Source organism: Acrocarpospora phusangensis, assembly GCF_016862995.1.
GTDB lineage: Bacteria > Actinomycetota > Actinomycetes > Streptosporangiales > Streptosporangiaceae > Acrocarpospora > Acrocarpospora phusangensis.
Map to the genome: position 1 here is coordinate 122,623 of NZ_BOOA01000010.1, position 21,393 is coordinate 144,015.

General features: G+C 69.5%; 20 protein-coding genes. 13 read left to right on the top strand and 7 right to left on the bottom strand.

Annotated elements, in window-relative coordinates:
* Positions 1 to 65 precede the first annotated feature (65 nt).
* Positions 66 to 1,976 (top strand): DUF2264 domain-containing protein, encoded by a 1,911-nt coding sequence (locus Aph01nite_RS08820; RefSeq protein WP_204040288.1) that lies wholly within the window; start codon positions 66 to 68, stop codon positions 1,974 to 1,976.
* On the opposite strand, the gene Aph01nite_RS08825 is transcribed toward Aph01nite_RS08820, so the two are convergent.
* The 3 genes from Aph01nite_RS08825 to Aph01nite_RS08835 form a co-directional block, all read right to left on the bottom strand.
* Entirely contained in the window at positions 1,939 to 3,045 is a 1,107-nt protein-coding gene (locus tag Aph01nite_RS08825) for a substrate-binding domain-containing protein (RefSeq protein WP_204040289.1), read from the bottom strand. The genes Aph01nite_RS08820 and Aph01nite_RS08825 overlap by 38 nt on opposite strands.
* A 67-nt stretch (positions 3,046 to 3,112) precedes the next feature.
* Complete coding sequence (locus Aph01nite_RS08830) at positions 3,113 to 5,089, bottom strand: heparinase II/III domain-containing protein (RefSeq protein ID WP_204040290.1); 1,977 nt, start codon at positions 5,087 to 5,089, stop codon at positions 3,113 to 3,115.
* An 81-nt stretch (positions 5,090 to 5,170) separates the two neighbouring features.
* Positions 5,171 to 6,571, bottom strand: a complete 1,401-nt coding sequence (locus Aph01nite_RS08835) for a family 43 glycosylhydrolase (RefSeq protein WP_204040291.1) — start codon at positions 6,569 to 6,571, stop codon at positions 5,171 to 5,173.
* Between the two features lie 387 nt (positions 6,572 to 6,958).
* Here Aph01nite_RS08835 and Aph01nite_RS08840 point away from each other — a divergent pair, with 387 nt between their 5' ends.
* From Aph01nite_RS08840 to Aph01nite_RS08855, 4 genes are all read left to right on the top strand, one after another.
* Positions 6,959 to 8,341, top strand: coding sequence for a glycoside hydrolase family 43 protein (locus Aph01nite_RS08840; RefSeq protein WP_239161499.1), 1,383 nt, complete (start codon positions 6,959 to 6,961; stop codon positions 8,339 to 8,341).
* A 112-nt stretch (positions 8,342 to 8,453) separates the two neighbouring features.
* Positions 8,454 to 9,902, top strand: coding sequence for a glycoside hydrolase family 43 protein (locus Aph01nite_RS42065; RefSeq protein WP_204040292.1), 1,449 nt, complete (start codon positions 8,454 to 8,456; stop codon positions 9,900 to 9,902).
* A gap of 11 nt (positions 9,903 to 9,913) precedes the next feature.
* Positions 9,914 to 11,374, top strand: coding sequence for a family 43 glycosylhydrolase (locus tag Aph01nite_RS41215; protein ID WP_239161500.1), 1,461 nt, complete (start codon positions 9,914 to 9,916; stop codon positions 11,372 to 11,374).
* Positions 11,375 to 11,495: 121 nt separating this feature from the next.
* Positions 11,496 to 11,855 (top strand): hypothetical protein, encoded by a 360-nt coding sequence (locus tag Aph01nite_RS08855; protein ID WP_204040293.1) that lies wholly within the window; start codon positions 11,496 to 11,498, stop codon positions 11,853 to 11,855.
* Between the two features lie 317 nt (positions 11,856 to 12,172).
* Here the strand turns inward: Aph01nite_RS08855 and Aph01nite_RS08860 are convergent, their stop codons facing one another.
* On the bottom strand, positions 12,173 to 13,054 hold the full coding sequence (locus Aph01nite_RS08860) for a helix-turn-helix transcriptional regulator (protein WP_204040294.1): 882 nt from the start codon (positions 13,052 to 13,054) through the stop codon (positions 12,173 to 12,175).
* 276 nt (positions 13,055 to 13,330) lie between these two features.
* On the opposite strand from Aph01nite_RS08860, the gene Aph01nite_RS08865 reads away from it, so the two are divergent.
* Positions 13,331 to 14,257, top strand: coding sequence for a hypothetical protein (locus tag Aph01nite_RS08865; RefSeq protein ID WP_204040295.1), 927 nt, complete (start codon positions 13,331 to 13,333; stop codon positions 14,255 to 14,257).
* Positions 14,258 to 14,495: 238 nt separating this feature from the next.
* Here the strand turns inward: Aph01nite_RS08865 and Aph01nite_RS41220 are convergent, their stop codons facing one another.
* Entirely contained in the window at positions 14,496 to 14,684 is a 189-nt protein-coding gene (locus tag Aph01nite_RS41220; RefSeq protein WP_239161501.1) for a helix-turn-helix domain-containing protein, read from the bottom strand.
* A 12-nt stretch (positions 14,685 to 14,696) separates the two neighbouring features.
* Between Aph01nite_RS41220 and Aph01nite_RS41225 the strand changes: the two genes are divergently transcribed.
* The 5 genes from Aph01nite_RS41225 to infA all read left to right on the top strand — a co-directional run bounded on the left by Aph01nite_RS41225 (position 14,697) and on the right by infA (position 17,766).
* Entirely contained in the window at positions 14,697 to 14,969 is a 273-nt protein-coding gene (locus tag Aph01nite_RS41225; RefSeq protein WP_239161502.1) for an MFS transporter, read from the top strand.
* 49 nt (positions 14,970 to 15,018) lie between these two features.
* Positions 15,019 to 15,795, top strand: coding sequence for an aldo/keto reductase (locus Aph01nite_RS08875; protein WP_204040296.1), 777 nt, complete (start codon positions 15,019 to 15,021; stop codon positions 15,793 to 15,795).
* A 205-nt stretch (positions 15,796 to 16,000) separates the two neighbouring features.
* Positions 16,001 to 16,429, top strand: a complete 429-nt coding sequence (locus Aph01nite_RS08880) for an MmcQ/YjbR family DNA-binding protein (protein ID WP_239161503.1) — start codon at positions 16,001 to 16,003, stop codon at positions 16,427 to 16,429.
* A 253-nt stretch (positions 16,430 to 16,682) separates the two neighbouring features.
* Positions 16,683 to 17,432, top strand: coding sequence for a GNAT family N-acetyltransferase (locus Aph01nite_RS08885; RefSeq protein ID WP_239161504.1), 750 nt, complete (start codon positions 16,683 to 16,685; stop codon positions 17,430 to 17,432).
* A gap of 109 nt (positions 17,433 to 17,541) precedes the next feature.
* A complete protein-coding gene (infA, locus tag Aph01nite_RS08890) occupies positions 17,542 to 17,766 on the top strand; it encodes a translation initiation factor IF-1 (RefSeq protein ID WP_204040298.1) in 225 nt (74 codons plus the stop codon).
* A gap of 66 nt (positions 17,767 to 17,832) precedes the next feature.
* Here the strand turns inward: infA and Aph01nite_RS41230 are convergent, their stop codons facing one another.
* A complete protein-coding gene (locus Aph01nite_RS41230; protein WP_239161505.1) occupies positions 17,833 to 19,014 on the bottom strand; it encodes a helix-turn-helix transcriptional regulator in 1,182 nt (393 codons plus the stop codon).
* 183 nt (positions 19,015 to 19,197) lie between these two features.
* Here Aph01nite_RS41230 and Aph01nite_RS08900 point away from each other — a divergent pair, with 183 nt between their 5' ends.
* The gene (locus Aph01nite_RS08900; protein WP_204040299.1) at positions 19,198 to 19,542 is read left to right on the top strand and encodes a hypothetical protein; all 345 of its coding nucleotides are present in this window, start codon (positions 19,198 to 19,200) and stop codon (positions 19,540 to 19,542) included.
* Positions 19,543 to 19,793: 251 nt separating this feature from the next.
* Here the strand turns inward: Aph01nite_RS08900 and Aph01nite_RS08905 are convergent, their stop codons facing one another.
* On the bottom strand, positions 19,794 to 20,621 hold the full coding sequence (locus Aph01nite_RS08905; RefSeq protein ID WP_204040300.1) for a hypothetical protein: 828 nt from the start codon (positions 20,619 to 20,621) through the stop codon (positions 19,794 to 19,796).
* Between Aph01nite_RS08905 and Aph01nite_RS08910 the strand changes: the two genes are divergently transcribed.
* Complete coding sequence (locus Aph01nite_RS08910; RefSeq protein ID WP_204040301.1) at positions 20,620 to 20,802, top strand: hypothetical protein; 183 nt, start codon at positions 20,620 to 20,622, stop codon at positions 20,800 to 20,802. The two genes, Aph01nite_RS08905 and Aph01nite_RS08910, sit on opposite strands and share 2 nt — an antisense overlap.
* Positions 20,803 to 21,393: the final 591 nt, after the last annotated feature.

Below are 21,393 nucleotides of genomic sequence, written 5' to 3' on the forward strand. Positions count from 1 at the left end.
TTAATGCCCGTCATTGATCAGTTTGAGCACTTCTGATTAATAGCGTTCTCGGCACAGGAGGCCCGATGCGGCTGCTGGCATCACTGGCGGAGTTGGAGGACCGGCGGCTCTCGCCGTACACGGGCTGGACCAGGGAGCACTGGGTCGCGCTCGCCGACCATCTGCTGCTGTCGGCGCGCGGACACGCCTCGCCGGAGCACGCGCTCCTCTCCTTCCCCGGCGAGCCCGGCGGGTACGGACCGCGGGTGGACGGGCTCGAAGGGTTCGCGCGCACATTCCTGGCCGCCGGATTCCGGGTGGCGGGCGAGCACGGCCGCGACCCGCGCGGATACCTGGAGTGGTACGCGCGCGGCCTGGCCGCCGGCACCGACCCCGCCTCGCCGGAACGCTGGGTACGGCTGGACGAGCACGACCAGGCCAAGGTCGAGGCCGCCTCGATCGCGCTGGTGCTCCACCTGACCCGGCCCTGGTTGTGGGACCACCTCGACGAGCGCGTACGCGAACAGGTGGTCGCCTACCTCGCGCCGGCCGTCGGAGGGAAGTACCCGCCGATCAACTGGATCTGGTTCCAGCTCGTCGTCGAGCAGTTCCTGGCCTCGGTCGGCGGGCCGTACGCGCGGGAGGACGTCGAGACCGGCTTGGCGCTGACCGACGGCTTCGCCCGCGCGGAGGGCTGGTACGCCGACGGGGAACGCCGGGGCTACGACCACTACGCCGGGTGGGCGCTGCACTTCTACCCGCTGCTGTGGACCGAGATGGCCGCCGGCGATCCGGCCGCCGACGCGCGCCGCCCCGGCTATCTCGCGCGGTTCGAACGCTACCTGGACGACGCCGTCCACCTGGTCGGCGCGGACGGCTCGCCGCTCGTGCAGGGCCGCAGCCTGACCTACCGTTTCGCGGCCGCCGCCCAGTTCTGGGCCGCCGCGCGGGCCGGGGTCGCGACTGCCGCGCCCGGCCTGCTGCGCCGTGCCGCGTCCGGGATCGCGCGCCACTTCGCCGAGCACGGCGCGCCCGGCGACGACGGGCTGCTCACGCTCGGCTGGCACGGGCCCTGGCGGGCAATCGCGCAGTCCTACTCCGGTCCCGGCTCGCCGTACTGGGCGGCCAAGGGCCTGTACGGTCTGGCGTTGCCCGCCGGCCATCCCGTGTGGACGGCGACCGAGGAGCCGTTACCCGTGGAGCGCGGCGACTTCCGCCGGGTGATCCACGCGCCCGGCTGGCTGGTCTCCGGCACCCGCGCGGACGGCGTCGTCCGGGTCGTGAACCACGGCACCGACCACGCCACTCCCGGGGACCACCGGACGGACTCGCCGCTGTACGCGCGGCTCGGCTACTCCACCGCCTCCTCCCCCGTCCTGGCCGGGCCGTACGCGGGTGAGCCGCTCGACCAGTCGGCCGTCCTGCTCGACGCCGGAGGGCGGCCCAGCCACCGGACCGGCTTCGAGACGCTGCCGGCCGGCTGCCTGCCCACGGGCACCGCCGTCGGCGCGTCCCGCTGGCGGGCGCACTGGGTCGAACCCGATCAGGACGCCGCCGACCACGGCTACGGCCGTGCGGGCGAGGTCGTGCTGGGGCCGTGGATCACGGTGGTGTCGGCGGTGCGCGGCCCGTGGGAGGCGCGGCTGGTCCAGGTCGCGGGCGAGGGCGCGTTCCCGCTGCGTGTCGGCGGCTGGGCGGTTCCCGAAGGCGCGGCCGTGACCTCGTCGGTCGTTCCCGGCCCCGGTCTGGATCGTAGCGACGTGGCGATCGCCGAGGACGCCACGCCGCTGGCCGGGCGGACCGTCATCCCCTGGTGCGCGACCGCCGGTCCCGCTCGGCCAGGCCGGTGGTACGCCCTGGCCCTGCATCTCGGCGCGAGCCCGGCACCGCCCCCTCCGGTGATCGTCCACGACGGCGACGCCGCCCGGGTGACCTGGGCGGACGGCGTCGAGGACGTCGTCACGACGACGATCGCACGATCAGCCGGGGCTCGATGACCACGCGATGCGTGGGCCGGTGGGGGTCCGGGTCGGTCAGCCGGTCGGCCAGCAGCGTGAACGCGGCCCGCCCGATCGACCGGCGCGGCGGCCGGACCGCCGTCAGCGGCGGATCGCACAGTTCGGCCACCTCGTCGTCGTAGGTGATCACCGCCAGGTCGGCGGGGACCCGGATGCCGCGTTCCCGGCAGCGCTCCACGAGGCTGATCGCCTCCGGGTCGGAGTGGACCAGCAGCGCGGTCGTGCCGGTCTCCCGGCAGGCGTCCAGGGTCTGGTCCAGCACGCCGGACCAGGCCGGGTCGCGCTGGTCGACGGTGACGACGTCGGGGGTGCCGTCCAGGTCGAGGCCGAGCTCCTCCCCCGCCTGCCGCCAGCCGCGCCGTACGTGCGGGCTGGTGGGGCTCTGCAGGGTGGTGATCACGCCGATCCGCCGGTGGCCGAGGGCGGCCAGGTGGCGGACCGCCATGGTCGCGCCGAGCGCGTGGTCGCTGACGACGGACTCCATGGCCTCGCCGTACGCGCCGATGGTGGCGGCCCGTTCGATGAGCACGACGGGGACGGGCGCCTGCCGCAGCCAGCGCACCAGTTCCTCGCCGTCGTCGCCGGTCGTGGTGGGCGCGACGAGCAGGCCGTCGACGCCGGCGAGTTCCATGAGCCCCGAGAGCTGGCGTCGCTCGTCGGCCGCCTGGTAGGTGGCGCCCCGCAGCACGATCCTGGCTCCGGCCGCCGCGGCGGCCTCGCGCACGCCGCGGATGACCTCGGGCCAGTAGTAGTCGAGCGACGGGACGACCATGCCGATGGTGAACCGCCGGACTTCGCCGTCGGTCTCGCCGTCCGGTTCCTCGCCGTGCTCCTCGGCGGGGGCGCCGTCGAGCAGCATGGCCCCGCCCCGGACGCGCCGGATCACGCCCTGCGAGGCGAGCAGGGCGATGTCGCGGCGGATCGTGATGGCGGAGACGTCCAGTTCCTCGGCCAGGTCGGTCACCCGGACGGGTCCGCGCCGCCGCAGCAGCTCCACGACTTGGGCGCGGCGTTCATCGGGCAGCGGAGTGGGGTCGGAGACGGTCACGCGGCCCTGCCTTTCTGAGTAGCTACGACCACGGGCGCCAGATCCGTGCCTCTGCTTGGCAAACGCATCAGGCAGCCACCTGCACCCGCACCGCGAAGGATCCGCGGGCCGCGGCGGGCGGTGCCAACCGCAGCCGGGTCAGCCGCCGGCCCCACACCTCGGCCAGCATCGGATCGTCGAGTTTCCGTTCGTCCAGGGCCGCGGACGCCGACCCGGGATTCCAGGTGAGGAGCGCGGCCCGGCCGTCGCCGGGAGGCCTGACCAGCACCCGTCCGGGGGCCTCCTGCCGCACCTCCCCCGCCAGCAGGAACCGCACCTCACCGGGTGGCCCCTCGTCGCCGAAGGTCCAGGAGTCCTCGATGGTCACGCCGCCGTCCTTCCGATCCAGTCGTGCGGTACGCCGCCAGCTCAGGAGCCCCGCCACGGAGTAGGCGGGAGCGAGGTCCAGGCGCAGGGCGAAGACGCCGGGCTCGTCGGTCACCTCGACGTCGCGGGCCGCGAAGGACGCGCCCTGCCCCTGTTCCGCGCCGCGCACGACGGGGACGTTGTGCCAGCCGCTGCGCATCGTCCAGATGGCGTACCGGTCGGGGCCGAAGGTCTGGGCCGTGTACGTCGGCCGCCCCGCGTCCACGACCACGGGCACCCCGTCCACGGCGACCACGACGGTGCCCACATCGTTGTGGTTGTGGTTCTCGGCGTTGTGCCCGCCTTTGACCGCGAGCAGCAGCCCCCGTACGGTCCCCGCCTCGGCGCGGGCGACCCCCACCTGCGTGCCGGGCAGCCAGGCCGAAGCCACCAGCGGCGGCTCGGCGGAACCCGCTCCCCGCCACCCGTCATCGGCCAGCTCACTCAGCGCCCGTCCCAGCTCCGCATCGGTCGGAACACCCCCGCCCCGATGCGCCACGGCGTGCCGGACGCCGTCGTCGTCGCCCACTCGGCGCGCCCAGCGGTGCAGGACGTGCCACGGCTGATCGCCCGGCGGCCGCGCGCGGGCGTCGGCGAAGTTCAGGTACCACCGCCCGCCCACATGCATCCGGTACGGAAACCGCACCGTCTCGCGCACGACCGGCACGCCGACGGCCTCCAGGGCTCCGGACGTCGCGTGTTCCAGCACGTCGAGGGCCTCCAGCGCGCGGCACACCCCGTTCCACCAGTACTCGTAGCCCTCGTCCACCGACCCGTCGGCGGGCAGCGCCGCCAGGTAGCGGTCCAGGCCCTCGATCGCCAGCGCGACCTGCCGCGCCCGGCCGGGCCCCGGCTCGCCCAGCCGCAGCGCGGCCACGAGCACGTTGCCGCAGATCCACGGGCACCAGTTGTGCACCCGCCCGTCGAGGCCGAGCCAGTGCCAGTCGCGCCGCCGGGCGAACGGCTCCAGCACCCGCCACCGCGTCTCGGCGCGCATACGCTCGCGCAGCCCGGGGAAGCGCGCGGCGAGCCGGTCGCCGATCGCGGCGTCGGCCCAGGCGAGCTGCGCGGCCACGTCGGCCGCCCCCAGATCCAGGCACGGCGTCGCCGGGTCGGGCAGCACGGTGCCGCGCGCCGGGCAGGTGTCCTCGTGGGCGGGCCAGGCCCACGAACTCTGCTCGCACAGCAGGACCAGGCCATCCGCGGCCTCATCGAGCCACGCGTCCGCCACGGTCGCGGCGTCCGCCACGGTCGCCCCAGTCCCGGCAGTCTCCGCGGTCTCCGCCATCGCGGCCGTCGCGGCAGCCATGAGGATCGCGCGGGTGAGCCGGTCCTGCCGGGCGAACACGGCGCTCTCGTAGCCGGTGCGGTCGCCGTCGCGGAAGTAGCGGGAGTACAGGGTGGCCAGCGGCTGGGGCCACGGCGACCCGCGCTCCGCCTCCGCCCGCTCGCGCACCCGCGCCAGCTCCTCCTCCGCGTACCGGGACGGCACGGGCAGAGTGTGTTCGGGATCGGGCAGGATCCGGGCCAGCGCCTCGGGTGAGGCGGCCGCGCCCCACCGGCCGAGCAGGGGGCCGGGGACGCCGCTCGTCAAGGGCGGAGCGGGCAGGGCGGGCGCGTCGGTCGCCGGATGGGTCATGGTCCTCCTCGGGACCTTCTCATCCTAGCGATCGAAAGTGATCGAAGTTGATCCGTTTGTGAACTACTCCGGGGAATGATCTCAGAGCGTCGGCACGATCGGGCGGATCGTCCCGTCCGCGGCGAACTCCAGCCGGTCGACGGCCACCTCCCGGTTGGTCCCGTTCCCCGCCGGTACGGCGAACCGGTGATAAGCGACATACCACGTGTCAGTGCCGGGAGCCCGGACGACCGAGTGGTGCCCGGTGCCCTTGATCCCGGCCTCCAGCCGCTTCTGCAGCACCACGCCACGCCTGGTCCACGGCCCCAGCGGGCTCGACCCGGTCGCGTACGCCACCCGGTAGTCCTCGCTGCGCGTGTCGTTCTCCGACCACATGAAGTAGTAGATCCCGCCCCGCCGGAACACGAACGGCGCCTCGTTGTAGCCGGACGGGGTGATCGTGCGCACCTGCGCGGCGTCGAAGGAGGTCATGTCGGCGTTGAGCGGCACGACACGGGCGGCGCCCTGCCCCCAGTACAGGTACGACCGGCCGTCGTCGTCGGTGAACACCATCGGGTCGATCGCCTGGCCGGAGTACTGCCCGGCGGCGACGAGCGGCCGTCCGAGCGCGTCCCGGAACGGCCCTGTCGGGGAGTCGGAGACGGCGACGCCCAGCTGCTTGGCGGTGTTCCCGGAGGCCGCGCCGCCGCTGAAGTACAGGTAGTAGCGGCCGTTGGCCGCCGCGAGCGCCGGTGCCCACGCCGAGTCGTCCGCCCACGACACGTCGGGGCCGTGGTCGAGGATGACGCCGTGGTCGGTCCAGGTCACCAGGTCCGCGGAGGAGAACGCCTTGTAGTAGGTGCCGCGCCAGCTCGCGTAGCCGTCGGTCGTCGCGTACAGGTAGTAGCGGCCGTTGATGGCGGTGACGTGGGGGTCGGCGAACAGGCCGGGGATGACCGGGTTCCGGTTCGTCTTCGGCGTCCACGGCGCGGCGATCCGGAACGAGCTGTCCGCGCGGAAGGCCGCGGTGTCCTGGTAGGCGTCCAGCCAGAGCGCGAAGTCGCGGTGCCTGATCCGCCGGTTCGGATAGTTGTACGAGGTCAGCGACGTCGACCCGGAGACCGAACCGTCGACGGCGCAGAACGTGGCATCGGCCCGGAACGTCGCGTCGCCGGTGTTGGCGTCCACCCGCAGCCGCCAGTCGCGGTGCCGCAGGAAGAGGCCGTCAGCGGTCTGGAAGGAGTAGCAGGACGGCGCGGCCAGCCCGTTGACGATCGTGAAGGTCGCCTCACGCTTGGTCTGGGCGGTGGCGGCCGAGGTGACCTGGTCGAGGCGGCCGAGCGCGTCGAGGTGCCGGACGTACCGGCCGGGATAGTTGACCGACTCCAGCGACCGGGCGCCGGTGGGCGGCGTCGCCGCGTACGCCGGAGCGGCCGTCGCCACCAGGCCGGAGCAGACCAGAACGAGCGCGGCCGTGGCGGCCGCCCCTCTGCCGACCGTCATGCGAGCCCCTTTCCGAGCACTGAAATGTGAACGCTAACATTCTTGGGCGGCGTATCGGGCAGGTGAGTTCCGTGGGACGCCGATGCGCGCTGCGCCGTCCGTAACCGCGGCGAAGCGGCCGGCCATCTCGGCGTCACATCAGTGTGTGGGGGCGCATTCGATCGGTCAATACCCGTCAGGCACGGCAAATCGGCCTTCCGGATTTCTTGCGGCCGCCTGTTGACATCCGGGATGGCAACGTAAACACTCTGCGGGAAATAGGGCAGAAACATTGCCGCGACCCGATGTCCCCGTCTCGCAGGGGGCTCCCGCCGGTTTTCCCAGGTCGGCTTGCGTCTAGAAATGTTAGCGCAAACATAGTTGCGATGCCCCGAAGGGTGGTCCCCCGTGTTCCTCCGTCGAAAGATCGCCGCCTTGCTCGTGCTGCTCATGAGCGTGGCCGGCGCCGTCGCGACCGCGCCCGCCGCGTCGGCGGCCACGTACGCGGCGTACGTGATGGGCTACTTCAAGGAGTCCCCGAACCAGTCCGGCGACAGCTACGCCCTCCACCTGGCGGTCAGCTCCGACGGGCTGAGCTGGATGCCGCTCAACCAGAACAACCCGGTCGCCACCCCGACCGCCGGCATGCAGGGCCTGCGCGACCCGTACATCCTGCGCAAGCAGGACGGCACGTTCGTGGTCCTGGCCACCGACCTCAAGGGCCGCGTGTTCAACCTGAACAACCAGTACATCCACGTGTGGGACTCAGCGAACCTGACGGGTTTCTCAAATTATCGCCGGGTACGCCTGCACACCATGGCCACGCACTCGTGGGCCCCCGAGGCCTTCTGGGTGCCCTCACGCAACGCGTACGCGGTCATCTACTCCGCCAACAACGGCACCCGTGACGTCTTCATGGTCAACTGGACCACCGACTTCATCACCATGGGCAGCCCGCAGGTGTTCTTCGACCCGGGCTTCAACGTGCTCGACGGCGACGTGCTCGTGGACGGCTCGAACTTCTACCTGTCGTACAAGAACCTCTCCAACGGCAACCTGTACGTCGCCCGGTCCACCACCGGCCTGCCGAACAGCTTCACCACGCTGACCGGCGGGCTGCGGCAGGGCGGTGCCATCGAGGCGCCGATCCTGGTCAAGTCGAACACGAGCAGCACCTTCTGGCTGTGGGGCGACTCGTTCTCGCCGGCCAACGCGGTCTTCTACGCCTGGCAGTCGTCGAACGTGAACGGCAACTCCTGGTCGGCGCTCAACCAGCGGGCGTACACGGCCCCGATCAACGCCAAGCACGCGACGATCTCGCCGATCACCGCCGCCGAGCAGTCCGCGCTCATCTCCCGCTGGGGCGCGCCGCAGTGGAACCGGCTGAAGTCGTACAACGCCCCCGACCGGTACGTCCGGCACGCCGCGTACGCCGCCCGGATCGACCCGTTCCCGATGGACCCGACGGCCGACCAGCAGTGGCGTCTCGTCCCCGGCCTGGCCGACTCCGCGGGTGTGTCGTTCGAGTCGGTGAACGTCCCCGGCCGTTACCTGCGCCACTCGAACTACGCGCTGCGGCTCGATCCGAACGACAACACCGCGACGTTCCGCGCCGACGCCACCTTCTACCGGACGGCGGGCCTGGCCGACGGCGCGTGGGCGTCGTTCCGCTCCTACAACTTCCCCGACCGCTACATCCGGCACTCGAACTACGCGCTGCGCATCGATCCGCTCGGCTCCGGCTCGGCACTGGCCGACCGGCAGGACGCCACCTTCCAGATCACGTACTAGCGGCGCCTCCACCGCCGACGGTCCCGACGTCCAGCAGTACGTCTGCGGCGCCGGCGCCCACCAGCAAATGGACCCGCACCCAATCCTGATCATCCGCGTAACCGGAGACACCATGACATCCATCCTGCGAAGGACGGGCCTGATCGGCTTGGTCGGCGTCCTGCTGGTCGCCCTCGGCCTGACCGCCTTCGAGCGTCCCGCCAAGGCCGCCGACCCGTACACCGCGTACCTGATGGCGCATTTCACCGGTGAGAGCGCCAACGGCGAGCAGATCTACTTCGCCACCAGCACCGACGGCCTCCGCTGGACCGACCTCAACAGCTCGCTGCCGGTCCTCACGTCGAGCCTGGGCGAGCTCGGCGTCCGTGACCCCGCGATCGTGCGCTCGCCCTCGGGCGACCGGTTCTACCTGATCGCCACCGACCTGCGCATCGCCAGCGGCAAGGGCTGGAGCGTCGCCCAGCACGACGGCAGCACCTCGCTCGTCGTGTGGGAGTCCACCAACCTCGTCACCTGGTCGGCGCCCCGCCTGGTGAACGTCGCCGGCGGCATCGCCGACGCCGGCTGCGCGTGGGCGCCCGAGGCGATCTACGACCCGGCGACCGGCGACTACATCGTCTACTGGGCGACCATCTCGCCGCGCAACGGCGTCGACAAGGCCCGCGTCTACTACTCCCGCACCCGCGACTTCCGTACGTTCTCGGCCGCGCAGATCTACATCGACCGGCCGGGCAGCCAGGGCATCATCGACACGCAGATCATCGAGATCCCCGGCAGCGTCGGCGGCTACCGCTACATCCGCGCGTCCGGCGACGGCCAGATCAGCGTCGAAGGCAGCAACCAGATCCTCACCGGCTGGACCCGCCTCGGCGACATCTCCCACCTCGGCTACACCGGCGCGCAGGTCGAAGGCCCGATCCTGCACCAGTACAACGGCCGCGACGAGTGGGGCCTCTGGGTCGACCAGTACGCCGCCGGCCGCGGCTACCTCCCCCTGACCACCACCAACCCGGCCAACCCCTCCGTCTACCGCGTCCGCGGCACCTCGGAGTACGCGCTCGGCGCCAGCCGCAAACGGCACGGCTCGATCATCGGCATCACCCAGGCCCAGCTCACCGCCCTCCAGGCCAGGTGGGGCGGCCCCGCCTCAGCCGGAACCCAGCGCCTCCAGTCGGCCAACTTCGCCGACCGCTACGTACGGCACAGCAACTTCGACGTCCGCATCGACCCGAACGTGAGCCCGCTGGCGGACTCGCAGTGGCGTCTCGTCCCCGGCCTGGCCGACTCCTCGGCGGTGTCGTTCGAGTCGTCGAACTTCCCCGGCTGGTACCTGCGCCACTCCAACTACGACTTCGTCCTCGCCAAGTACGACGGCAGCGCGGCCTTCCGCTCCGACGCGACGTTCCGCCGGGTGGCGGGCCTGTCGGACGCCTCGGCGGCGTCGTTCCAGTCGTACAACTTCCCCGACCGGTACATCCGCCACTCCAACTACCTGCTGCGCCTCGACCAGATCACCACGGCCACCGGGCGCGCGGACGCCACCTTCCGCGTGACCAGCTGAGGAGGCCCGCCATGTCCTCCCCCACGCGCCGGGGGCTCGTCGCGCTGCTGATGCTGCTCGCCGTCACCCTCGTGGCGACTCCCGCCTCGGCCGGGCCGGCGTTCACCAATCCGCTCAACACGACCGGCCCCGATCCGTACCTGACCTGGTACGACGGCAACTACTACCTGATGACGACGCCGTGGAGCGGGCCGCTGACCATGCGGAAGGCGCCCACGATCGCGCTGCTGAAGGAGACCTCGCCGGTGCCCGTCTTCAGCGCCCACGCCTCCGGGCGGAACCAGAGCATCTGGGCTCCGGAGTTCCACCTGCTGAACGGCCCCAACGGGCGGCGGTGGTACGTCTACTACTCGGCCGGCAACGGCGACATCGAGACGCAGCGGGTGCACGTGCTGGAGAGTTCCGGCCTCGACCCGCTCGGGCCGTACACCTACAAAGGAATGGTCTTCGGCGGCAACAACTGGTGGGGAATCGACGGGAGCGTCGTCACCATCAACAACCAGCTCTATTTCACCTGGTCAGGGGTGCCGACGACGTTGTGGCGCGACAGCGATCCCCACATCTACATCGTCGCGATGAGCAACCCGTGGACGGTCACCGGGTCCCGGACCGTGATCTCCGCGCCCACGTACGACTGGGAGCGGCAGGGCACGCCGATGAACGAAGGGCCGGTGGCCATCCAGCGCAACGGGCGGACCTTCATCACGTACTCGGCGAGCGCGTGCCAGGGACCCGACTACAAGATCGGCCAGCTCACCTACACGGGCGGCAACGTGCTGGCGGCCTCGTCGTGGACGAAGAAGTCCACGCCGATCTTCCAGCGCAACGACGCCGCGAGCGTGTACGGGCCGGCGCACCACGGGTTCTTCAAATCCCCTGACGGGACCGAGGACTGGATCGTGTACCACGCCAACTCCTCCGCCTCCCAGGGCTGCGGGGCGACCCGTACGACCCGGATCCAGAAGATCACCTGGAACGCGGACGGGACGCCCAACCTGGGCGTTCCGGTCTCCACGGGGACCCTGCTCACGCCTCCCGCCGGGGAGCCGGCCGGGCCCGCCGTCTCCCTGCAGCGGCTCCAGTCGTTCAACTTCCCCGAACGGTTCGTCCGGCACGCCGACTACGACGCCCGGATCGACCCGAACGTGAGCCCGCTGGCCGACTCGCAGTGGCGTCTCGTCCCCGGCCTCGCCGACTCGTCGGGGGTGTCGTTCGAGTCGTCGAACTTCCCGGGGTATTTCCTGCGGCACTCCAACTACGACTTCGTGCTGGCTCGCAACGACGGCAGCGCGACGTTCCGTGGAGATGCGACATTCCGGCGGGTTGCCGGGCTGGCGGACTCCTCGGCGGCGTCGTTCCAGTCGTACAACGTGCCGGATCGGTATATCCGCCATTCGAACTACTTGCTCCGCCTGGATCCCGTCTCTACGGCTACGGCCAGGGCGGACGCCACCTTCCGTATCGTCAGCTGATTCCCTGGCGGCGAGGTCCGGGCCGGTGACAGCCCGGACCTCGCCTTGTCGGAACTGAACTCGTCGGAAATGGAACGGGATGGAACGCCTTCTAGGCATAACGCCTTGAAAGGAGTTCCCCGTGGCACCAGCAGACCGGAGCCGGCTCGTCGTCTACGGCGTCATGAGCCTGCTCGGCACCGCGATCATCTCGTCGGCCATGACCCACCAGCGCGGAATCATCCCGGGCATCGTCGCGGGCATCGTGTTCGGCGCGATGTTCCTGCCCATCCTCGCCTGGGGCGAATGGGCCGAAACCCAGTACCGCCGCCACCCCTGGCTCAACGCCATCCACTTCACCGTCGTCTACTTCATCGTCTCCGTCCTGCTCTTCCCCGAACATTCCCTCCTCCGCTCCGCCATCACCGCATTGGTCGTAGGCCTGATCTTCGCCGTCCTGTTCACCGTCGTACGCCGCCGCCAGCAACGCACCGCACCCTGACCCCCAGGGCCGCGAGGGTCCGCGTCATGGTCGAGCATCAGGTGCTCCGGCCAGGGACAAGCGCTGTCTGCCCAGAGGAACATGCACTGGTAATGGGCAGCGAACCTCACCGGTTCCCCGCCCGGGTGTCGCTCCAAACGGCGATCTGATCTCTATCCCGATCGCTCATCGGCAACATCCGCAGCACGGCGAAGGCGTCCGTGACAGCCAGACACGTCTGGCGAAGGAGCATGAACGGTCGTCCCGCCCCCGGCCTTCTCCGACAGGCGAAACCGGCCTTGAACGACGGTTGCCGCAGCATGCCGTTCACCTGTCGGTCAGGCGCCCGTGCGCAGGCCGGCGTCCCGGCCACGCTGGGCGGCTTCCCGGCAGAGCGCGGCGAGCCCCCGCGCGGACGCGGTGCCGGGGGCGGCATGGAGAATGACCAGCTGCTGGCCGGGCGAGCGCACGACGCCGAATATGTCGCAGCTGAGGGTGAGATCCCCGACGGTCGCGTGGCAGAGGCGCAAGGTGTCGTTGGCGGCCACCCACACGTCATGCCGGGCCAACACGCGGCAGAAGTCCTCACTCTGGTCGGACAGTTCCTCGACCAGCTCGGTCAGGCGGGGGTCGTCCAGGTCCCGGCCGGCGGTCGCGCGAAGGTGGGCGACCCGGACCCGGGCGGCGTTCTCCCAGTCGCGGTAGAACCCGCGCTCGATCGGATTGAGGAAGAGCAGGCGGAGCATGTTGTCGCCCACCTCCAGCTCGTGGCTCGTGCACTTCTCGAAGAAGGCCGCGGCCAGCGGGTTGACGGCCAGCACGTCCATGAACGGGTTCATCACGAAGGCCGGGACCGTGTCCCAGCTGCCCATCAGGCGGACCAGGTGCGGGCTGACCCAGGGCGCGGTGCCGGCAGGAGCGCGCTGCGCCCGGTGGACGGGGATGTCGGAGTGGGCCAGCGCGTACAGGTGGGCGGTGGCGTCGGCGCCGAGGCCGAACACGTCCGCCAGGGCGCCGATCACTCGGTCGGAGGGGCGGCGTTCGCGGCCCTGTTCGAGACGGGTGTAGTAGTCCGTACTGATTCCCGCCAGCATCGCGACCTCCTCCCGTCGGAGTCCCGGGGTCCGGCGTACTCCGACGTTCAGCAGTTTGACCTGGGCAGGTGTGGTGATCTCGCGCCGAGCACGGAGGAACTCGCCGAGCGGTCTGTCACTGGTCACGCTTGCAACCTTATGTCTGTTATGCCCGATTAGCCTGGGTGTGGCACGGTCAGACAACCGGCGGGACGGAGTGGTTGGGGTCACCGTGGGTGGGCCGTACCAGGCCTATGGTGACGGTCCGGACCTCCGTCCAAGCGGAGACATCCGGCAGTTCGGCCTCGATTCCCGGCATGCCGATCCAATGGCGCCGATCGTTCATGACTGAGGATCATGTCGGTGGCGTGCGCTACATTCACCGGATCGAAAGATCGTTCCCCTCACCGTGAAACGGACGGCATGCGCCCCCTCATCATCGCCCTGGTCCTCCTGCCCGCCGCTCCCGCCGCCGCCCACGCCCAGGCCGCCGCGCCTGATCCGATGGCGGCGCTGCGTTCGCTGCTCGCCCGGGGAGCGGGGGCGACGACCGAGTTCTACGGGTCCGTCTCCACCGATCTGACGCGGACGAAGCGGCTCGACACCGGTCAGTGGCTCTCCTGGCAGGCCGGCATGGCGTTGAGCGGCACCGGCAAGGTCAAACTGGGGCGGTCCGGGGTGGTCGCCTCGGAACACGTCGGGAAGGTGAAGATCGGCTCCCGGTTCCTGATGGAGGAGGCTGCGCCCAAGGATCCCTACTTCGCCGGGGTACTCAAGACGGAGGGCACGCTGCGCGCGGTCAGCACGAACGGCTGGCAGTACCAGCTCGCGCCCAAGGCGAAATCCTGGATCCGTACCGGCAAGGCCAGCGGCGCCGCCGCCGCGTTCGGCGACCAGTTCGTGAACGTGCTCAAACCGGCCACGATGCGCAAACTGCTGGCCACGAAGAGCCGCCAGACCGTGTCGAGCTGGTACAAAGACCGCACCACAGGCCGTAAGCAGCGCATCTACACCCTGACTGGGACGATCACCCTCAACGAGCTCGCCCGCGTCTCCCCGACCTTCCGCGAAGTGGCCGGCACCTCGGCTCCCGGCACGTCCGAGGTGACCTGGACGTACATGTACGACGACCGCGGGTTGCCCTACCGGGTCGGCTGGCGCTTCTACGCGCACCCGCGCCCCGAGGTCCCGGGCCTCGGCCAGGATCGGATCCTGCGAGCCCACTACGCCACCCAGTACCGCTACTGGGAGAAGCCGATGACCATCACCGCACCCAGGGCAAGCCCGGGACCGGGCCTGAAGGTCGACGACCTCAGCGACGTGTTCAGCGCCCCGCAGCGCCGCAGATAAGGCGTAAGGTACCGCGGATCGGGACTGCCGGTGCACATGGCACCGGCAAGACGACCTCGTCGAACTGCGGTGCACACCCCGACGGCCCTCCAGGTCATCGCCGACGTTCCCGTGATCGAGCTGACAAACCCGCTCGGAGGACGAGTCATGCCGGGGCTGACGCATGCGGGAACTCCCCCCGGCCCCGAGCTAGGCGAACATCTATCAGACCCGGAGCGGTTCAGTTCGCTCGGCAACTTCACGAGCGAGGACGGCCGTCCGGGTTCGCGGCCGGGGTGTGGCCGAACGTGCGGCGGAAGACGTCAATGAACGTGCTGGCCGACGACCACCCGCACCGGTGGACCACCGCCGTCACCGGCTGCCCTTCCGCCAGCAGGACCAGAGCGTGCTGCAGCCGCGCCTGGGTGCGCCATTGGGGGAAGGTCATTCCCAGGTCGCGGTGGAACAGCCGGCTCAGCGTGCGGTCACTGGCGCCGCCGGTACTGTCCTCAGCGGCGCTCTGGCCGGGCGCCGGGGCCGGATCGCGGTGTCCCGCTGGTCGTACCTGATCGCGATCGGCGCCGTGGCGGGAGTGGTGTTCGTTCCGGGACCGGCGCTCTTCTGCTTCGCCGCCCTCACCTCGGTCAGCCTGTCGGTGCCCTTCTCCCTGCAGGCCACCCTCGGCCAGGACTACCTGCCGTCACGCGTCGGGGAGTCTCACCATGCCGCTTGAACTGGACGGATATAAGCGGTACCCGCAGTGTTGGGGCAGAATGCTACGCATGGCTAAGACTGTGAACCTCCCTGATGGCACTGCGCTGCCGTTGATCGGTTTTGGGACCTGGCAGCTGCGGCCCAAGGAGGCGTACGAGTCGGTGCGTGCGGCGCTTGAGATCGGGTACCGACATGTCGACACCGCGACCTTGTACCAGAACGAGTCGGCCGTCGGCAGAGCCGTGAAAGACAGTGGCTTGGACCGGGAGCAGGTCTTCGTCACCACCAAGCTTCCCCCGCGGGACGCGCGGCATGCCCGTCGTACCCTGGAGTCGAGTCTTCGGCTGCTCGACACCGGCTACGTGGATCTCTGGCTGATCCACTGGCCGACGGACCAGGACGAGCTCGTCTCGACGTGGCGGGAACTGTTGTCCGCCAAGGACGCCGGACTGGCCCGCAACGTCGGGGTCAGCAACTACAGCCCGGCACAGATCGACCTGCTGACCAAGGCCACCGGACGGCAGCCGGCGGTCAACCAGATTCCGTGGAGCCCGGCGCAGCACGACTCGGCCCTGCTGGAGGAGCACCGCCGCCGAGGGGTAGTCGTCGAGGGCTACAGCGGCCTCAAGAACACCGACCTGCGCAACCCGGTTCTCACCGAGATCGCCCAAAGGCACGGAGTCACTCCGGCCCAGGTCGTCCTCCGCTGGCATCTGGAACATGACATCGTGATCCTGCCCAGGTCCTCCCGCCGGGAACGCGTCGCCACCAACTTCGACCTGCAAGGATTCGACCTCACACCCGAAGACGTCACCGCAATCGACGGCCTCACCCGAGTTGGCTGACCGAAGACGGCGGGCGAACCCCGCGTGAAGACAATTGCCCCACGGATAGAGCGGACGCTGGGGCCGTAACGCGGTCGTTTGTGTTAGGTCGGGCGCGGAGGTGAACGTGGGCGGCCCACAGGGAAGAGCAGTGCCGACCCGCCGACCGACCGCCCAGCTCGCGGCATGGCCGGACGTTCCACCGGGAGCCGCCTACGCTGAGACTGTGTCCGACGATGACGGAAGCCGGCCGGCCCGCGTCGAGGACGTGCACGAGCTGGCTCTGGCCATGCCACACGTCACCGTCGAGTACGGGCCCGGTGACAATCCGGTCTACCAAGTGGGCAGGAAGTCGTTCGTCTTCTTCCGCAACCCACGACCGGACGCGGTCGACCCCGACACCGGGGAGCGCTACGCGGATGTGATCGTCTTCTGGGTTGAGTCCGAGGCGGACAAGCAGGCACTGATTCAGGACGAGGCGTCGCCGTTCTTCACCACCGCGCACTTCGACGGTCACCCGTCTGTGCTGCTGCGGGCCAGTCGGATCGGTGAGCTCACCCGGAACGGGCTGGCCGAGGTGGTCCAGGACGCGTGGCTGTCCCGCGCATCAGCGCGCAGGGCGGCAGCCTGGCTCCGCGCACGCCACCCGGAATGATCACACCTCGCCTCCTGGACGGCGGAAAAGAGTTGGACGGGACGGCGTTAGGGCCGATAGCGTACGGGAGGCCGTGACATCACACGAGGAGGTGAGACCCATGAACGCTGTATCGATGTGGGTGCTCTCCCTCGTCGTCACGGTCGGGCGATTGACGTAGGTGTCGCCGGGAGCGCCTCGACAAGGCAATCCCGAAAGGCAACAACCTATGAATTCTGTGCATTTCACCTCGCCCATGGGCCAGCCTGCCGTAGTGATCACGCAGGTCGCGGAGACGCAATGGCACGCCGTGGAGGACGACCGGGTGGTCGGCCGCGGCGACGCTTCGCGCAGGCCCGACGGGCGGATCTTCCTCAGCATCGACGCATGGCATGGCGCGGTCTTCGACCAGCTCGCCGATGCCATGCTGGCGGACCTGCCGAAGCCGTTGTACACGGTGGTCGACGAAGCCGACCTCGACTTGACGTGCGACTGGGAGCGAGCCGGCTTCACGATCCGACGCCGTGAGTGGGAGTACCTCGTGCCCACCGACCCGCGGGCTACGGGACTCGGCTCGGCGCTACCGCCGTCGGGCGTGACGATAGTGGCCGTCGGCGAGGCGGACGAGAGCCCGCTGCGCGAGTTGCATCGCGTGATTCGCGACGAAGTCGAGGCCACGGTCGGATGGCGAGAGATGCCGGCTGAGGTGCTGCCCCGCCCGGGCGGCGCTACCCTGCTGGACCCGTCGAAGTACACGGTGGCAGCACAGTCCGATGAATACGTGGGACTGGTCCGGGTGGTGCCGGTGCGGCAGCCACGGATCGGGCTGATCGCAGTCCGGTCCGGCCGGCACCGCCGCGGGATCGCTCGAGCGCTGCTCGCCCACGTGCTGGGTTCGCTGCACCACCGCGGGATCGATGCGGCATGGGCCGAAGTGAACGAATCCAACGGAGCGGCCACGGCGCTGTTCGAAGGCATCGGCGCCCGGCGTGCGAGCAGCAACCTGGAGTTGGTGCTCCGCTGACGGCCCAAGCATGAGCGGCATAGGCCGACCTGATGAGCGACCAGCGATCGCTCAACGGAATTCGTTACCTCACCGACCTCACAGTCACCGACCGGAGAAGTCAGAGAATATGGCAAGAACAACAGACGGCATCGAAGTCGAGGGCACCGTCATCGAGTGCCTGCGCAACGCCACCTTCAAAGTGGAGCTCCAGAACGGGCACAAGGTGCTGGCGCACATCAGCGGGAAGATACGGAAGAACTACATCAAGATCTTGCCGTATGACCGCGTGCTCGTGGAACTCAGCCCGTACGACCTCACCCGCGGCCGGATCCTCTACCGTTACAGGACGTAGTCGCGGGCAGGGTGAGATTTTCGCAGGCGCGCAGTTCCCGGGCTGGGGAGCGGCGCGGCCCCGGGCTCAGACGTGTACGAGAGAGACGTGCAGGGCGTCGGAGTAGTGCTCGGCGAAGAGCTTCGCGGTCAGCTCACCGCGGCTGCTCACGCCGACCTTCTCGAAGACGGACTTGATGTAGTCGCGCACGGTATGAGCGGACAGGACAAGCTCCGCGGCGATCTCCGGCGTCGACAGGCCGCAGGCGATGCTCCGCAGAACCTCCCGTTCCCGGGGGGTCAGACCGTAGGCTTCCACGATGATCGGTGCGACTTCCGCGCTCTGCGCCGGCTCGATCACCACGGCGGTCGGACTGTCCGGATCGGTCTCGTCCATGCAGGAGGCGTGAAGCACGACCCACCGACCATCATGGCTCCTGCAGCGAAGTCGCGCGGGCCCGTCCTCGTAGCCCAGCGCCACCGCCTGCGCCTGCGACACCAGCGCCTGCAACATCAGCACCTGCGACACCCGCTCCCACATCGCCGGGTACGAGCGGAGAGCGGGTGACGTCGAGCGCTCCGACAGCACGGACGTCCACGACTCCTCGACGAGGTCCGGGCCGTAGACCTCGCGCAGCCAGGCCCTGGCGTGGAGGTTGGCCGACATGAGCATGCCCTTGGCGTCGAAGAGCAGCACACCGGGCGCCCGGAGCGCCTCGATCGCCCGGGCCGAGGGCGAGTGCAGCACGTTCCGCGTGCGCAGCGCGACACCGACGGCGTGGGAGATGGACCCGAGAAGCTTCAACTCGTCCGCGTCGAAGGCCCGGCGTCCCTTCTCCCGGTACAAACCGGCGACCGCCCACGTCGTGGTGCCCGTGCGGAAGGCGACTCGCACCTCGTCGTCGTATCCCTGCGGTCGCAGGAAGTCACGGTAACGCGGGCTGCGCAACGGCTTGCCGTCGGTGGCGGTCCGCAGCGACCCGGCCGGATCCGGCTGCCGCGCCAGATCGCGGAAGCGCAGCACGTCGTTGTCGTGGAACTCGCCGTGCCAGAACGACCGGCAGAACGACGGGTCCATGTGTTCGAGTCGCGCCGGGGCGGCTGCGAGGAGTGTCGAGGGATCGACACCGAACCACATGCTCCCGTCGAACGGAACGACCTTGCGCACTTCGCCGCTGACCGCGGTCAGAAACTCCTCCACGGTCGCGCAGCGCGCGTCCACACGCTGGATCGACGCCACCAGGCGATGAGCGATCGCGCTCCCGGTCATGTCAAGGATGGTAATCCCCGGATCTTTTCGGCACCCCCCCTCAATCGGGGGGAGTCTCCTTACCCGAAGCACCGCAGCCAAGGGATACCGGCCCTCGCTCGACGGCCCGAGAGTTGACCCCGTTGCGTTGAACGGCCTGTCGTGGCCCCCGGACATCAGGTCCTTCCAAAGGAGATATACGAAATGCGATCAATCGGAATCGCCGTGGCGGCCAGTGCCGCTCTGGCCGGACTGCTGGGGACGGCAACCCCCGCTGCCGCAGCAAGCGTCACCCGTACGACTTACCTTGGTACGGCGGCCGACGGGATCACTCGGACGAGCACCATCTCCTGCAGTTCCGGCGCTCGGCACGTGGTCAACACGCGTGACACGACCTATGACGCCACGCAGGTGTGGCTCACCGTCACCAACCCGCCGGCCGTCGTCAGGGGCAGCATCCAGATAAGTTGGATGACACCGGCGGGCTCAATCCTCGGGCTGACGCCCAAGTTCGAATACACGTGCAGCAGCGAACCACCGGCGGCTTGACCGGTGCGGACTCGGCCGGAGCAGGCACGACTTCTCCCCCGGAAGGAGACGTGCCTGCCGTCCTTTTGATGGTGCGGGGACAGATTGCTCGCCGCTGCACCGCCGAAATGGGCCTGACCGCGCCAACGCGCTGCGCCACCCGCCTATGACAGCCGCCACCGCCCGGTGGGCTCGGATGTCGGACCGCAGGTCAGCGTCCAATTCGACTTGTCGCACCCCACACGCGGCGACCCGGCTGGTACGGCGTTCGGTCAGGGGCAGGGAACGATCTGGGCGGCTGGGCCGCCGACCTGGGTCCAGGAGTCGCCAGACTTGTTCCACCTGTAGATGCCGCTGCGGTCCGGGGACAGGCCGTAGATGTCATAGTCGGTGACAGCCCACTCCCAGCCGGCCGTACCGACGCCCTGCCAGTTGAAGGGCGAGCCGAGATAGCGGGCGATCTCGTTGCCGTTGGGAGACGTGGCGAAGAGGCCGAAGCCGCCGCCGTACAGATTTCCGGCCGGGCCGCCGATCTGTGTCCAGTCGGTGCCGGTGCCGTCCCACTTGTAGACGCCACTGCGATCGGAGGAGAGGCCGTAGATGGCGTCGTTGGTGACGCTCCAGGTGGCTCCGGGGCCGCCGATGCTTTGCCAGCTGCCGGGTGAGCCGAGGTAGCGGACGATCTCGCTGCCGTCAGGGGTCGTGGCGAACAGGCCGAAGCCGCCGCCGTAGATCCGGTTGACGGGGCCGCCGATCTGCGTCCAGTCGGTGCCGGTGCCGTTCCACTTGTAGACGCCACTGAGGTTCCAGGTGACGCCGTAGATGGCGTCATTGGTGACGGTCCAGAAGGAGCCGACGCCGCCGATGCGGTCCCAGGTGCTGTCTGAGTAGTCGTAGCGGTGGATCTCGCTGCCGCGGAAATTCATGGCGAACAAGCCGAAGCCCCCGCCATACAGGCGCCTGGCCGGGCCGCCGATGTGCAACCAGGCGGAGCCTCCGGGGGTCAGCCGCTCCACGGACGTGCTACCTGGGGAAAGTCTGCAGACGGTGTAGGTGGCGGCGGCGGCTGGCGTCGCCGTCACTCCTATCACGGCCGTCATGACCGGCACCATGATGCAGAGTCCAGCGAGTACTCTGCCCAGGCGTTTCACGCCCGAGGCCGGGTTGGATATCGAGTTCATGCTGTTCCTTCCAGTCGTTCAGGCAGCGCCGTCGGAACGGGCGGTGTCGCGTATCGGGGAAACGCCGTCAGGCTGGCAGGGCGTGCTGCAACGGGGCTGAAGGCAGGCTGGAATGGCTGCGTCAGGAAGGTGTCCCGCACGAGAATCAGGATTCTGCTCCGGCGGATCTACGTCCTGATCTTGTCAAACACGGGACCCGCCACCCGCGTATCGCCGACGTGACCGCACATCCGACGGGGAATGGGTTACACAGCAGGCGCGAAACCTGATCGCCGATCCTGGAATGGCGGATGTCCATCTCGCCGAAAAGGAACTTGACCAATAGCAGGAGACTGCTCCGGCCTATCGACCCCAAAATGGGGCCAGACCGCTTAATCGCGGAGAAAAGGTGGTTGCCGATCTTATCCAGTTGTTTCGGTGAAGCCGTACCCACATCGGTGCTCTGTTCCAGGCGGGTAGGACCGCCGCCTGTGCGTGCCGAAATCTCGGCCATAGGTTCTGAGCTGGGATGACCTGTTCGTGGACACGATCACGGTAGGCGGCTCACCACCGGGGTGTGCTCATCGCCCGGCACACTGCTGCGCTGGCACGCCAGCCTGGTGAAATGACGGTGGACCTACACGCGTAGACGGCAGGGACTCCCACCGACGCGTCGCCGAGTCCGGCTAGTTCTCCGGTAACCCCACAATGG